We start from the raw sequence: 14,860 nt of genomic DNA, 5'->3' as shown, positions 1-14,860 counted from the left end.
CAGAGAGACGGTTTCTTAGCTCAGTTGGTAGAGCAATGGATTGAAAATCCATGTGTCCCTGGTTCGATTCCTGGAGAAACCACTTTTAAATCACCTGCAGCTTTGCAGGTGATTTTTTTATGGCTTGATTTAAAAAAAACTGCTTCACCGTTAAGTAAAGCAGTTGTTATTTATTTTAATTAAATCAAATTCTTTCCAGCTGCTCGCCGCTGATCTGCGTTTTGAAAGTTCCGTAGTTCACGGTCACCTTTCCGTTCTTTTCAATCTTTTCAATGGTACCTACGCTCGTACTGCCGGGAATTCGCACACGCTGTCCTACCTTCATCCAGACGGCGCGCTCTTTTTTGCGCTTGTCTTCCAGCTTTTCGTTGGTTTCCACAATTTTTTCCTGGATCTTTTCTTTTTTAAGCTGCTGCGTTATTTTACGTTTAACGATTTGCAGTTTTTTGGATTCGTCTTTATCTGCACCCAGTTTTCGGAATTTTTCCTGCTCCAGAATTTTCACAAAATCAGCTACCACCGTTTTTCGTGGCTTTCCTTTGATATAAGCTTCAATAAAAGTTTCAATCTTGTTCCCGAACTGAAGTTTGCGGTGTTCTTCTTCGTACAGCTTCTGGAAGTTAAATAGTTTTTGTTCCAGCTGCTCATTGAGCTTTTCCAGATTTTGCTTTTTATTCTGAGTGGAGTCCCGTTTTTCTGCCAAGTCAGATTTGAGTTTTTCTACTTCAAATTTTTCCTGCTGCAGTTTAACAATGGTTTTGTCCAGGTTCACAATATCATGTTCTACCTTTTTCTTCGCCGACTGGATGATGAATCTGGGAATGCGGTTTTTTTCGGCCACTTCAAAAGTAAAAGAACTTCCGGCTTGTCCAACTTCCAGCTTATACAGCGGCTCCAAGGAATATTCATCAAAAAGCATCGCCGCATTGGTCGCATGCGGCAACTGTTCCACCACCAGTTTAATGTTGGTGTAGTGCGTCGTGATAATGCTGAAGGCTTTCTTGTCATAAAAGAATTCCAGAAAGCTTTCCGCCAGCGCACCGCCAAGCTCAGGATCCGAACCGGTTCCGAATTCATCGATGAGCAAAAGTGTGTTGGCATCGGCTTCGCGGATAATCTTCGACATTTTTTTTAATCGCGAAGAGTAGGTGGATAGATGATTCTCAATCGACTGATTGTCGCCGATATCGGTCATTAATTTCCCGAAGAAAAACATTTCCGATTTTGGATGTACCGGTACCAGTAAACCGCTTTGAATCATGACCTGCAGCAAACCCACCGTTTTCAGCGTTATCGATTTACCGCCGGCGTTGGGACCGGAGATGCACAGAATGCGGTTCTGCTCCGTCAGCGTCAGCGTTTGCGGATAAATTTGTTTTCCTTCAACCTGGTTTCGCAACAAAAGCAACGGGTGGTACGCCTGCACCAGCCGCAAGGTTTTGTGTTTATTAATTTTGGGCAATATCCCTTTTATTCTTTCTGCAAATTTGGCTTTTGCGCGGGTGAAATCCAGCTCGAAAATAAAATCCTGATACGTTTGCAGTTCCGGCTGAAATATAGCTAATTCAGCTGTGAGTGCCCGCAAAATGCGGTCGGTTTCCTTCTTTTCTTCTTCCAGATTTTCACGCAGCGCAAACTGATGTTTTAGAACAGATTCCGGCTGGATGTAAGTGATCGAACCAGTTTTGGAAACGCCCAGGATCCGGCCCGGAATACGCTTTTTATATCCTGATTTAACGGCCAGGACCCGCTGGTCTTCAATAATACTCTCGCGGATGTCATCCAGGAAGTCTGTCGAGGTAAGGGAACTGAGCACGCGGTTAAAATTTTCCTGAATGGCTTTGCGCGCATGCGAAATGCCGGTGCGCAGCTCTTTCAGCGTTGCAGATGCCTCACTTTTAACTTCACCAAAACGGTTGAAAACCCGGTCAATTTTATCGGTAATTTCCTTTTTATACTCCAGCGCCGCCGCCTCGGCCGCCAGATTTGGGAAGATGGCAGCGTACGCCGGAAAGAATTTTTGCAGCCGCGCAATTTGTTCTGCGAGACTTTTAATGCGCAGAAATGCTGCATTCTCCAGCCGGAAATTTTCGATATGCATCAGTTTCAGTTCCGCTTCAATGTCTTCATACTCATGAAACGGAATCGCGTTTTCACTTTCGAAACTCGTCAGATATTCGGAAGTTTTCTGCAATGGAGGCAGTGCTTCAGCCATCTCCAGCGGCCGCATGTTCAATATCCGCTCCGCTGTTTTTGGTGAAAAAGCATGGGGTGTAATTTCAGCGAGAAGTTCCTGAAATTCCAGTTCTTGTAAATCTTCTGTTTGTATGTGCACTGTACAAAATTACTGTATTTTTACGAAAATGTTTTGACAGCAGGACCAGCCAAAAACGGTGAAAACAGCAAAAGACATTTGTTTGTTTTTAAACGAAACTGCTTCGGTTGCGTATTTGCTATCAAAAAATATGTGTTTTTAAATTTAAAAAATGACCTGGACTGAAATTCTTGCACCGATTAAAGAAACGCCCTATTTCACCGATCTTTGGGAAAAAGTGAAACAGGAGTACAGTACCGCTGCGGTGTATCCGCCCAAAAATCAGATTTTCCGCGCCATTCAGTTAACACCGTTTGAGGAGGTGAAAGTAGTGATTATTGGACAGGATCCGTATCACAATATGGGCCAGGCCAACGGGCTTTCTTTTTCCGTATCTGAATCGGTTACCGCGCCGCCCTCTTTAAAAAATATTTTTAAGGAGCTGGAAGATGATCTGCAAATTAAACGTATCCGCAAAGATCTGGAAGACTGGGCGGAACAAGGCGTACTGCTTTTAAATGCAACACTGACGGTGAAAGCGCATACGCCTAACTCTCACAAAGATCTGGGTTGGGAGAAATTCACCAATTACATTATTGAACAGATTTCAAAACACCGCGAGCATGTGGTCTTTGTGTTGTGGGGCGCCTTTGCACAAAAGAAAGAGGCACTTATCGACCCTGGTAAACATTACATTATTAAATCGGCGCACCCGTCGCCGTTTTCAGTGCACCGCGGTTTTTTCGGCAGTCGTCCGTTTTCAAAAATCAACGCGTACCTCACCGAGCATCATGAGAAGCCTATCGAGTGGTAGTACCGGTTTCAGTACCGCCATCTGTTGATTTCTGCAGTCTGATTCCGATTGTGTAACTGCCTTTCATGCTTTTGAAAGAAGTTGCGCTTGCCGGCTCGGGCGAAACCTGTACCAGTGAGACCGCATATCCGTTAAACTGTTGCGTGGTATAACGTCCCTTCTTTGTGTCCGGCTGTGTGCTGAGTTGCAGTGTCATTGGGCGTGTGTACAATCCCATGACTTCAATCTCGGCGGTAGCATTTCCAATCCAGACGCAGTTGGCGTCTTTCGGGCAGCGGCTGTCTTCCGTAATTTTTTTAAAGGTGATGTTCATTTCGTATTCCTTCAGGAATTTATTTTCACCTTCTTTCAGATAAATTACCTTTTGGTTTTTATCGTTGGAATTTGTATTCATGGTTTGAGTGGCGGAACTATTGCCGGCGTGTGAAGTAGTTGCGGAATCGGCTGCGGCCTCAACTGCCTTTTTCTGGGTATCGCAGTTGCTGAGCGCGAAGAGACTGAGTGTGCTTAATGCTAATCTGAAAATCATTGCCTTGGGGTTTTTATAAAATATCAAATAAAACTACCAAAAACATTGCCAGTCCTACAACGAAATTGAAGCCAGTGCCATAAATAAAACCGATAAAGGCACCTTTGGTTGAATTCCAGGCCTTTTTGCTGTCTGTCATATCATGCATCAGTTCACCCAGAAAAACACCCAGAAACATCCCGATTAAAAAGCCGAACGGCAATGGAATAAAAAACATTCCGAAGAAGGTTCCGAGCACCGAGCCGATACTGCCCCAGCGGGTACCACCGTATTTTCGGGTAGTTCGCGCGGGAATTACGTAATTCAGCACAACCGAAAGCGCAGTGAGTATGGCAAATATCCAGATGTACACCATCGACAGCGGCGCATCCGTCCCGAATTTATAAATTAAAAGTCCGCACAGGCTGAGCAATAAGCCAGGCAAAACCGGCAAAAAAGTTCCGATGATGCCGAGTACGAGCAAAACAAGGCTGACCAAGGTGATTAAAGTAGTGTCCATTTCAGGTGGTAAATTTTGTTAAATGTACTGATAAATCAGGGAAAGACAAACAGATTGCGTACTTTTGCCTGCATGAAAAACGAGCTGAAAGAAACGAAAAACTTTCTGGAAAACATCAGTGATGTGATTCATTATACTGTGCGGGATTATTTCCCGGACGGCTGGGTTCTGGTCTTCCAGATCTTTTTCAAATTCGCCTTTTTTGTTGTTTTAATCTGGTTGGTGGATTTTATCTGCAGACTGGTGATCAACAGCTTCTTCCGCCTTTTTTACGATAATGATAAATATCCGGTTCTGAAATCGATTTACGCGGCGAAGATTACCAATTCCTTATCGCACCTGATCGCTTTACTGTTTGCCTCCGGCACCGTAGAATCTTTTTTCGCGCGACATCCTCAAAGTCACGGCTTCCTGGAAAGGATGCTGATGCTGATTATCGTCATCGTAGTGGCCAATATGTTTTACAAAGGGCTGAACGCGCTGCGGAACTTTTACATGATCAAAAAGGAGTATTATAAGATCATCGCACTGAATGCCGTTTCGCAAACACTGAAAACTTTCGGGATATTTGTTTCCACGGTCGTTGCCATATCGGTGATCTTTGGAATCAGCGGTTCTACTATTGTCGGCAGTTTGGGTGCTATTACGGCCGTGCTGGTTTTGGTTTTCCGGGATACGATTTTAGGTTTTGTCACCGGTATTCACGTAGCTACATCCAAGAACCTGAAAGTAGGCGACTGGATCGGTATTCCCAAATACAATCTGGAAGGTACCATCGAAGATCTGAACCTTTTAACTACGAAAATCAAGAATTTCGATAAGACGATTTCCACTATTCCCACCTACGACTTGCTGACGACGGAAATCAGAAATCTACAGGTAATTTCCGAAAGCAACCGGCGCCGCATTAAGCGTTCTATCATTTTTAATATTAATTCGTTTGCGTTTTTAAGCCTGGAAAAAGTGGACGAGCTTTCGAAGGTGAACCTCATCCATTCCTATCTGACCCAAAAGAAAAAAGAACTGGAAAAAGAGCGAAGCCGGCTGGCCAACCCGGATCTGCTGATCAATGGCCGTCAGCTGACGAATATTGGCGTGTTCCGCGAATATGCTTTTAATTTTCTAAAGAACAACCCGAATATCGACCAGGAAAATCCGGTAATGGTGCGGCAGTTAGAGAATACGCCGCAGGGAATGCCCCTGGAGATCTATTGTTTCACCAATAAATCCGAATGGACTTCCTACGAGGAAATTCAGTCTGATATTTTCGACCACCTGCTCGTGGCCTCCAAGGAATTCGGGCTGGAAATTATGCAGTTCCATAAAATCTAAAAAACGATGACAAAGCTTAGCGTAAATATTAATAAAATAGCGACCATCCGCAATGCCCGCGGCGGCACGCTTCCCAGTGTAACCGAGGCGGCCGTCCGTCTGCAGAATTTCGGGGCAGAAGGCATTACCGTGCATCCGCGTCCGGATCAGCGTCACATTACGCGCCAGGACGTGTACGATTTAAAACCGCTGATTACCACTGAGTTTAATATTGAAGGTAATCCGCACCGGCCTTTTCTGGATATGGTGCTGGAAGTTAAGCCTGAACAGGTGACCCTGGTGCCGGATGCGGAAGATGCCATTACCTCCAATGCGGGTTGGGATTGCCGCAAACATGCCGGTTTCCTTAAAAATGTTATTGCCGAATTCAAGCAGGCAGGCATTCGCACGTCCATTTTTTTAGACCCTGATCCGGAAATGGTGCGCTATGCAGCGGAAACCGGAACCGACCGGATTGAGCTCTACACAGAGGCCTATGCCACCGGATATCCGCAAGATAAAGAAAAGGCGATTGCACCCTATATCGCCACAGCCGAAGAAGCGCAAAAATATAATCTCGGCCTGAATGCCGGCCATGATTTAAGTTTGGATAATGTTGCCTATTTCGCCCAGCAGATTCCGAACCTGCTCGAAGTTTCGATCGGGCATGCGCTGATCTCGGAAGCATTGTATATGGGTCTGGAAAATACCGTGCAGGCGTACCGTAAAAGGCTTGCTGTAGTTCGTTAAATATTGAAAATGGAAGTTTTACATTCAAAAATATATGGTGCCGGTCAGCCGGGAATTCCGTTATTGGTATTCCATGGATTATTCGGCATGCTGGATAACTGGGGCAGTTTCGGGCGCGAGCTTTCTGATGCGTTTCCGGTGCACCTGATTGATTTAAGGAACCACGGTAAAAGTTTTCACAGCGGAAGCATGTCCCATACCGATTTGGCAGATGATATCCTGCGCTATATGGAGGCTCATCAGATTCCGAAGGCTAACATCCTCGGCCATTCCCTCGGTGGGAAAGCTGTGATGCAGTTTGCTTTAACCTATGGCGACAAAGTAGAAAAGCTGATCGTGGTTGATATTACGCCGAAAGCTTATCCGCCACATCACCAGGGAATTATGAAAGCACTGCAGAGCGTGGATTTTTTGCAGGATACTTCGCGTCATGAAGTGGAAGATATCCTGGCGCAATACATCCCGGAGAAAAGTGTTATTCAGTTTCTCACCAAAAATCTGTACTGGACCGACGATAAACAGCTGAACTGGCGTTTCAATCTGCCCGTGCTCGCAGAAAAGTATGCGGAATTTGTTTCCAATGCGGTACGCTTTGGTACTTTTGATGGCCCCTCGCTGTTCATTGCCGGTGCCAGATCAAATTATATTTTACCACAGGATCATTTTCAGATCCGGCAGCAGTTTCCGAAAGCAGAAGTGGTTTCCATCGCCAATGCCGGACACTGGGTGCAGGCCGAAAACCCGACTGATTTCAACAGGGTGGTGCGCGATTTTTTAGCGGAAGAATAATAAACAAAACGAACTGATATGGTTTTGGTGACGGGAGCTACGGGTTTGTTGGGGCGCGTGCTTGTTTTGGATTTACTGAAGCAGGGCAGAACTGTTCGTGCCACTAAGCGGCACACCAGTAACCTCGACGATGTCCGCAAATCCTTTCGGTTTTATACGAACCAGCCGGACTTCTACTTTAATCAGATTGAATGGGTAGAAGTTGATTTTGAAGACCAGGACCGGCTGCAGGAAGTGTTACAAGGTGTTACTGAAGTCTACCACACGGCAGCGTTTGTCAGTTTTCACCCTAAATATAAAAGGCTGATGTACCGCAGCAACATCCAGGGTACGCGAAATCTCTTGTATGCCTGCGAGCAAAGCACGGTGCAGAAGTTTTGCTTTATCAGTTCCATGTCGGTTTTGGATGGGGCAAACGAGCAGGGATTCATTACGGAAGATTCCAACTATAACCCGAAGGAAGCACATTCGGCGTATGCAAGTTCCAAACATTTCTCCGAAATGGAAGTTTGGCGCGCATCTGCGGAAGGCATGCAGACTGTGATCGTGAATCCCGGCGTGATCATCGGCAGTGGCAACTGGCAATCCAGCAGCGGAACCTTATTCGACCGCCTTCGCAAAATGCCTCTTGTGCCGCCCGGCAGCGTAACCTATGTGGACGTGCGCGATGTTTCCCGGATTTGTATAGAACTCATGAACCAGAACGACTCCGGCGAACGGTATATCCTGGTATCCGAAACGGTGCCTTTTCCGGAAGTGGCCGCGCTGGTGCGTACATGCATTGGGAAAAAGCCGGCCGGCATTCTACCAAAGTGGGTTTTATATGCAGGCTATATTCTGAATTTGCTGTTGGGCTGGCTGATTCCTGCCCTGAGGATGCTTAACAAAGTAAACCTGGAAAGTATTACCGGTACGCGGATTGTTTCTAATGTGAAGATACGCGAACGACTGAATACCAGTTTTATACCGGTGCGTGAAAGCCTAGAATTTCATTTAAATAATTATTTGTCAGACCATCCTGAATTATGAACATAGCAGAACTGCTTAATAAGAATTGTGAACGTTTTCCGACCAAAGGAGCCATTGGTTTTAAGAAGAAAGATAAATGGACGGAGATCAGCTGGAACGCGTTCCGGCGCTTGGTGTTTAAAACAGCCAATGCGCTGCGCAGCAGCGGAATAGGGGAAGGTGACCGTGTGGCAATTTTCTCCGATAATTCTGCCGAATGGATTGTGATGGATCTTGCCGTGCTGGCACTGGGCGGCATCACCGTACCGGTGTACGCGACCAATACAGAAGAGCAGGCGGCTTACATCTTAAAGGAAGCGGCGTGCAAAATAATCCTGACCGGAAATCAGGAACAATATGATGCGGCGGCGAACTTGCTGACCGGTGGCGAAACGGCTCTGGAAAAAATTATCGTGGCTAAAAAAGCTACCTGGATAAAAAAAGAACATTCAGTCTATCTGGAAGATTTTATCAAAGAGGCAGATGAAAATTTTGAGATAATCGAGCGCCGGCCCGGCGAACTGGCCACCCTGATTTATACAAGTGGCACCACCGGTGTGCCGAAAGGCGTGATGCTCACCCACGGAAATTTCATTAGTTGTATTGAAGCGCATTTCGATTATTTTAAATTTAAAAATTTTGAAAATGAAGTCTCACTCGCGTTCCTGCCACTCACACACGTATTCGAACGCAGCTGGACTTTACTTTCCTTATTCGGCGGTGCCAAAGTGTACTTCCTGGAAAACACCAAGCTTATCGCCAGTGCACTGACGGAAGTGAAGCCGACCATGATGTGTGCGGTGCCGAGATTTTATCAAAAAATATACGCCGGCGTGCTGGAGATGGCAGCCTCCGGCGGCGGCCTGAAAAAGAAGATTTTTAACTGGGCACTGGAAGTGGGAACGCAGGCCGCGGAATACCGGCGCGTAAACAAAAAGATGCCTTTCCTGTTAAGATTCCGAACTCATCTGGCACATACGCTGGTCTTCAATAAAATTCATCAGAAAATGGGTGGTCGGCTTTGGTTTATGCCGTGTGGCGGTGCCTCTGTTTCGGCGGATGTAACCCGCTTCTTTGAAGCTATGGGGCACCACATTACCGTGGGCTACGGACTTACGGAAACCACGGCGACACTGACTGCTTTTCCGCTTGATCACTATATTCATGGTTCTGCCGGGCAACCGTTTGGCGACACCGAAATCCGGATCGGGGAAAATGATGAGATTCAGGCAAAAGGAAGTGGTATTATGAAAGGATATTACCTGAAACCTGAAGAAACTGCGGCGGTCTTCACAGAGGATGGCTGGTTCCGCACCGGTGACGCCGGAAAAATCGATGAAGAAGGAAACCTGACGATTACGGACCGCATCAAGGATTTAATGAAAACCTCGAACGGTAAATATGTGGTGCCGCAGCCGATTGAAAATATGCTGTCAGACAATAATTATATTCAGCAGGCGATGATCGTGGCGGAAGACCGTCCGTACGTCACCGCGCTGATTATTCCCAATTTTGAAGCGTTGCAACAGGAAATTGAGCGCAGGCGTTTGGCATTTACCAACTGGGCCGAGATGGTTAACACCGAAACCATCCGCGATCTGTACCGCCAGAAGATTGATGAAATTCAGCAGCACCTTCCGGGCTTCGAGAAGATTAAGAAATTTGTGCTGATGCCGTCGGAATTTGAAATCAGTACGGGCGAAATAACGCCCACACTGAAAGTAAAACGGAATGTGGTTCTGAAAAAATACGCAGCGCTGATCGAAAATATGTACAGCGGTAACCACTCAATTTAAAATATAATGACATCAACTCAAGATACAGCCATTTTTGAAGGACAACTTCCCAACGAAATTAAAGACTGCACGGTCCAGGCCGTTTGTCCGTCCAATATCGCACTGATAAAATACTGGGGAAAATATGAACCTCAGCTGCCGGCCAACCCCAGTATTAGCTATACCCTGAATCACTGCCGCACAGAAACGAAAATGGAATTTCAGGCGGGAAAACCATTTAGCGTGACTACCTATTTGTCCGGTGAAGCACAACCTGCCTTTGCTGAAAAAATTGAAAAGTATTTCCGTTCAATAGAGATTTATTTGCCGTGGATTCTGCAAGGTGCTTATACCATTCATACCGAAAATACCTTTCCGCACAGTTCCGGTATTGCCAGTTCTGCCTCAGGATTTGGTGCGCTAGCGCTCGCGCTGATGGAAATTGAAACCGAATTGTCGGGGTGCACGTGCAAGGACACATTGATGCAAAAAGCGAGTTTCCTGGCGCGGCTGGGGAGTGGGAGTGCCTGCCGCAGTTTATACAACGGTTTAATTGTTTGGGGCAAAACGGAAACCGTGGCGGCAAGCTCTGATTTATTTGCGGTTCCATATCCTGCCTCAGAAGTACATGCGGTCTTTCGCCGTTTTAATGACTGGGTGCTGCTGATTCATGAAGGTACCAAAGAGGTAAGCTCCACGGTGGGCCACAAGTTAATGGAAGGACATCCATATGCGGAGCGTCGTTTCCGCGAGGCGCATGAAAATATGGCCAAAATGCAGGACATTCTGAGATCAGGTAATATGGCTGCTTTCATCCGGTTGGTAGAGCATGAAGCACTGACTTTGCACGCGATGATGATGATGAGCGAGCCTGCTTTTATTTTAATGAAAAACGGAACACTCTCCGTCATCAACAAAATCTGGCAGTTCCGCAAGGAGACGCAGTTGCCACTATTCTTCACCCTGGATGCCGGTGCCAATGTACATTTGCTCTTCCCTGATAATAATGAGTCTGTAAAAATTCAGGAGTTTATTTTAAAAGAACTGATGCCGTTTGCGGAAAACCGCGGATTGGTGAAAGACAGTATTCACTTTTAGATACCGAATTAATACCCATAAAATAAAACCTGCCGGAGCGTATCCGGCAGGTTTTTCTATATATAAATGGTGTTTGTGTTTAGATTCGTTCAGGAATGAGTTCTTCCTCTTCAGCGGCGTAGAGATAGCGTTCCTTACTATCGTCCAGTTCTTCCATCCATTCCGTATGGTGCTCAGCAGCCATCGTGCCGGTAACCACGCTCTGATAGGTTTTGTCGCGGTAGGTCAGGATGTTTTCTTCCTTGTCCTCCAGCCATTCCTTGAACATAGCCGCTACTTTATCCACACTGAAATCCGGATAATCGGACATGCTCAGTAAATCTTTAATATAATCTGACTGGAAATCCACATGTTCCGGACCTGTGACAGCCTCCTCATTTGCTTTCAACCATTTGTCCATATCGATACGGCGTTCCGCTTCAGAAGGGATTTCCAGCTTGTCCATCATGAAATCACGGGCCACCCAGGCCTGGGCATCAAACATATTAAAGGTATAATACTGATCCTGCATTCCCAGATAAATTAACTGAGGCAACGCATTGAAGAAAATACCTTTGTACAAATGATCAGGATACAGATTGTTTTTGGTTTTCAGTCGAAGTTCATCCGGCAGAAACGGGAATTTATGCTGATAACCGGTGCACATGATCACAGCGTCATACTCTTCGCTGCTGCCATCTTTAAAGAAAGCTTTGTTGTCCTCAAAATGGGTGACCAGCGGACGTTCCTCAATACCTTCCGGCCAGTCGTGCCCGATTGGGTTGCTTCTGTAGCTTAAGGTGACGGACTGCGAACCGTGCTTGTAACACTGGATTCCGATATCTTCCGCGGAATAGCTGCTGCCGATCAGGAGCAGGCGACGGTCCTTAAACTGGTCTGCACCACGGAAATCGTGTGCATGCATCACCGTGCCCGGGAAGTTTTCGATCCCTTTGAAATAAGGCATATTCGGAGTGGAGAAGTGACCGGAGGCCACAACCAGATAATCGAATTCTTCCTCATATGTTTTGTTGATTTTAAGATCGTCCAGGATTACTTTAAATTTTTGCGTGTCCTCATCAAAGGAAACCCAGCGCACGGTGGTATCAAACCGGATATAATCGCGCGCACCGCTTTTCTTGATACGGCCCTCGATATAGTCAAACAGCACCGGACGCGGCGGATAAGAAGAAATCGGTTTTTTAAAATGCTCATCGAAAGAATAGTCAGAAAATTCCAGACACTCTTTCGGACCATTGGACCACAGGTACTTATACATACTGCCGTGGATCGGTTCGCCATACTTTCCGACACCGGTACGCCAGGTGTAATTCCACATGCCACCCCAGTTGCTTTGTTTTTCAAAACACACGATTTCGGGAATTTCATTTCCCTTCGCCTTCATTGCTTCAAAAGCGCGGATCTGTGCCAGGCCACTGGGACCTGCTCCAATAATACCAACTCTTTTGTCTTTCATACTCGTACTCATAAAAATTTTATATTTTAAATATTACACAGAAAATCCCTTCCAAAAAGGAAAATACTGTAACGGACTTAAATTAGTTTTAAAGCTGTGTCGAACAGCTGATGGTGCCATCAATACAGGTGCTGCCACTAAAGCAGTACGGTTCGAGGCAAGGCTTTTCAAAAGAAATGAAAAGTAGTTATGTTTGCAATATACGAAAAATTTTGCGTAATTCCTAATAAGACGGTCTCTTAAAGTCCATTATGTCTGCAGTTTATAAAGCTTGTAAACTACAAAAAAGGCTGGTAACTAACTGACTGTGGGGAAAGTAAACGCATAAAAAAGCAGCGTGAACCTGTCACGCTGCCCATTGGTAAAATAAGGTATGAAGTTATAGGAGAAGGCGTTCCCACGCACCCTGGATATTGTTTTCTTTTAATAATTCCTTAGCCTGCTGATGGATTTCCGCTTTAGCTGAAAAACTACCTTGCGGGAGTGCTTCTGTGTTTGCCAGCATGCCCAGATCATTCCCGGTAAAAACGGTGCTGCTCAGAATTTCAGGCGGCAGTCCGTCAAAGCCGATTCCTTTTGTTGCCAGAGGTTTAGGGACTTCAAACATATTATCAGTGTTATTCCGGGAGTACCAGTTGCCACCCAGTCTCGCTACGAGATCGAGTTTCAGGCCATCCAGTTTGCCGTTTTCGTCCAGGTATTCGGTGCGAACATGCAGGGCAATTACTTCGCAAATGACCAGATTTCCGGCACCGCCACCCGTGCCCAGTTCTTTTATCTCTAACACTTTGCACTCCAGATTCACAGGACATTCAGCAATGAGCTTCGGCTTTACTTTCTCCGCGTCCTGCATCGTGAGCCCGGCTTTAATAAACTCATTGGTGTCGGCGTCATATTCCGTAGAAGCTAAAGAAATCTGCTGAACAATCGGATAATTGACAATGCCAATCACTACTTCCGGCACTGCACGCACATTTTCCAGCGTGTGTTTTGTGGTATTATCGCGCACGCGGCGTGCCGGTGAGAAGATGACCACCGGCGGATTGGAACTGAACATATTAAAGAAACTGAACGGACTCAGGTTACTGCGTCCCGCGGCATCTACAGTGGAAGCCAGCGCAATCGGCCGCGGCGCAATGGCGGTCTGCAACAGAAACTGCAAATCCTGCCCCGACACCTCAGCCGGGTAGATAGTCTTCGTCATGGCTCAGGCTTTTGCCGGTAAAACTTTTCCGGTTACTTCCCCGAAGCCGACGCGCACGCCATCTTTCTCCGCATAGCCGCGCATAATCACCGTGTCCATATCATGGATGAATTTTCGCTCGCTGCCATCTTCCAGTTTCAGCGGGTCGGTGCCGCGCCAGGTGAGCTCCAGCATGGAACCAAAAGATTCTTTGTCCGGACCGGAAATAGTTCCGGAGGCGTACAGATCGCCTACTTCCACATTGCAGCCGTTCACTGTATGGTGCGCCAGCTGCTGCGCCATGTTCCAGTACATGTACTTATAATTGCTTTCGCAAATAAGGGTTTCCCGGCCGCCTTCCGGCTGCAGGAGCACCTGCAAATTAATATCGATGTTGCGCTTGCCATCGGTTTTTAAATAATCCAATACCTCAGGTTCCTGCCTTGGAGTTTCTGTGCGGAAAGGCGCCAGCGCTTCCAGCGTGACAATCCATGGTGAAATGGAGGAACAGAAGTTTTTCCCTAAGAAGGGTCCAAGCGGAACATATTCCCAACTCTGGATATCACGCGCTGACCAGTCATTAAATAAAACCAGACCGAAGATCGCACCCTCTGCCTCTTTCGCGCTGATGGAATCGCCCATTTCTGTATTCTGGTTTACTACAAATGCCATCTCCAGTTCGAAATCCAATTGTTTACACGGCCCGAACACCGGTTTATCAGCGTCGGCAGGTTTCATCTGTCCTTTCGGGCGGTGGAATTCCATCCCGGAAACCACGATAGAGGAAGCACGGCCGTGATAGCCCACCGGTAAATGTTTCCAATTTGGCAGGAGCGCGTTTTCTTCGCCACGAAACATTTTGCCGACGTTCGTGGCATGCTCGATGCTGCTGTAAAAGTCGGTGTAGTTCGGCACGTGGAGCGGCATAATCATCTGAACGCTGTCGGCCGGATGCAGGCATTCCTGCAAATGTTCTTCATTTTTCGCTAAGTCGGATCCCGCGGCGAAGAGCTGCTGCAGACGTTCGCGTACAGGAACGGTTACCCCTTTTCCTAAGCCGATAAATTCATTGAGCGTATAGGCTTCAAAGATATTTTCCTCCAGACCTGTGATTCCGTCGAGGTATCCCAGTTCATATACCGCTGCCAAATCAGCAACCTGGTCACCGATGCGCGTGCAGCAGGCAATATATTCATTATTAAAAACACCCACACCAAACGGGATATTGTGGATGGAAAAATCAGAGTTTTCAGAATAGTCAATAAATGATTTCATAATAGTATTTAAAAGAAAGTACCGCCCGCACCGGGCGATACTTTGTAGTGCCATTAATT

General features: G+C 46.4%; 13 protein-coding genes and 1 tRNA gene. 8 read left to right on the top strand and 6 right to left on the bottom strand.

Annotated elements, in window-relative coordinates; genetic code table 11:
* Positions 1-9 precede the first annotated feature (9 nt).
* Positions 10-82, top strand: a tRNA-Phe gene (locus tag MVI27_RS02440).
* A 102-nt stretch (positions 83-184) separates the two neighbouring features.
* On the opposite strand, the gene MVI27_RS02435 is transcribed toward MVI27_RS02440, so the two are convergent.
* A complete protein-coding gene (locus MVI27_RS02435) occupies positions 185-2,335 on the bottom strand; it encodes an endonuclease MutS2 (RefSeq protein WP_246959094.1) in 2,151 nt (716 codons plus the stop codon).
* Positions 2,336-2,486: 151 nt separating this feature from the next.
* On the opposite strand from MVI27_RS02435, the gene MVI27_RS02430 reads away from it, so the two are divergent.
* A complete protein-coding gene (locus MVI27_RS02430) occupies positions 2,487-3,128 on the top strand; it encodes a uracil-DNA glycosylase (protein WP_246959093.1) in 642 nt (213 codons plus the stop codon).
* Here the strand turns inward: MVI27_RS02430 and MVI27_RS02425 are convergent.
* Together MVI27_RS02425 and MVI27_RS02420 are read right to left on the bottom strand one after the other, a co-directional pair.
* Complete coding sequence (locus MVI27_RS02425) at positions 3,115-3,657, bottom strand: hypothetical protein (RefSeq protein ID WP_246959092.1); 543 nt, start codon at positions 3,655-3,657, stop codon at positions 3,115-3,117. The two genes, MVI27_RS02430 and MVI27_RS02425, sit on opposite strands and share 14 nt — an antisense overlap.
* A gap of 13 nt (positions 3,658-3,670) precedes the next feature.
* The gene (locus tag MVI27_RS02420; RefSeq protein WP_246959091.1) at positions 3,671-4,156 is read right to left on the bottom strand and encodes a DUF456 domain-containing protein; all 486 of its coding nucleotides are present in this window, start codon (positions 4,154-4,156) and stop codon (positions 3,671-3,673) included.
* A 72-nt stretch (positions 4,157-4,228) separates the two neighbouring features.
* On the opposite strand from MVI27_RS02420, the gene MVI27_RS02415 reads away from it, so the two are divergent.
* From MVI27_RS02415 to MVI27_RS02390, 6 genes are read left to right on the top strand one after another with little or no spacing between them, the layout of a single operon-like run.
* A complete protein-coding gene (locus MVI27_RS02415; protein ID WP_246959090.1) occupies positions 4,229-5,488 on the top strand; it encodes a mechanosensitive ion channel family protein in 1,260 nt (419 codons plus the stop codon).
* A gap of 6 nt (positions 5,489-5,494) precedes the next feature.
* Complete coding sequence (locus MVI27_RS02410; RefSeq protein WP_246959089.1) at positions 5,495-6,217, top strand: pyridoxine 5'-phosphate synthase; 723 nt, start codon at positions 5,495-5,497, stop codon at positions 6,215-6,217.
* Between the two features lie 9 nt (positions 6,218-6,226).
* A complete protein-coding gene (locus tag MVI27_RS02405; RefSeq protein ID WP_246959088.1) occupies positions 6,227-7,006 on the top strand; it encodes an alpha/beta fold hydrolase in 780 nt (259 codons plus the stop codon).
* 18 nt (positions 7,007-7,024) lie between these two features.
* The gene (locus tag MVI27_RS02400) at positions 7,025-8,035 is read left to right on the top strand and encodes an NAD-dependent epimerase/dehydratase family protein (RefSeq protein WP_246959087.1); all 1,011 of its coding nucleotides are present in this window, start codon (positions 7,025-7,027) and stop codon (positions 8,033-8,035) included.
* The gene (locus MVI27_RS02395) at positions 8,032-9,810 is read left to right on the top strand and encodes an AMP-dependent synthetase/ligase (RefSeq protein WP_246959086.1); all 1,779 of its coding nucleotides are present in this window, start codon (positions 8,032-8,034) and stop codon (positions 9,808-9,810) included. Before MVI27_RS02400 ends, MVI27_RS02395 begins: the two co-directional genes overlap by 4 nt.
* A gap of 6 nt (positions 9,811-9,816) precedes the next feature.
* Entirely contained in the window at positions 9,817-10,887 is a 1,071-nt protein-coding gene (locus MVI27_RS02390) for a diphosphomevalonate decarboxylase (RefSeq protein WP_246959085.1), read from the top strand.
* A 79-nt stretch (positions 10,888-10,966) separates the two neighbouring features.
* On the opposite strand, the gene MVI27_RS02385 is transcribed toward MVI27_RS02390, so the two are convergent.
* The 3 genes from MVI27_RS02385 to fahA form a co-directional block, all read right to left on the bottom strand.
* Positions 10,967-12,343, bottom strand: a complete 1,377-nt coding sequence (locus tag MVI27_RS02385; RefSeq protein WP_246959084.1) for a flavin-containing monooxygenase — start codon at positions 12,341-12,343, stop codon at positions 10,967-10,969.
* A 379-nt stretch (positions 12,344-12,722) separates the two neighbouring features.
* On the bottom strand, positions 12,723-13,547 hold the full coding sequence (locus tag MVI27_RS02380; RefSeq protein ID WP_246959083.1) for a flavin reductase family protein: 825 nt from the start codon (positions 13,545-13,547) through the stop codon (positions 12,723-12,725).
* Between the two features lie 3 nt (positions 13,548-13,550).
* Entirely contained in the window at positions 13,551-14,801 is a 1,251-nt protein-coding gene (gene fahA / locus MVI27_RS02375) for a fumarylacetoacetase (RefSeq protein ID WP_246959082.1), read from the bottom strand.
* Positions 14,802-14,860 lie beyond the last annotated feature (59 nt).

This window comes from Chryseobacterium salipaludis, assembly GCF_022968825.1.
Classification (GTDB): Bacteria; Bacteroidota; Bacteroidia; order Flavobacteriales; family Weeksellaceae; genus Kaistella; species Kaistella salipaludis.
This window is presented reverse-complemented; position numbering and strand designations above follow the sequence as displayed.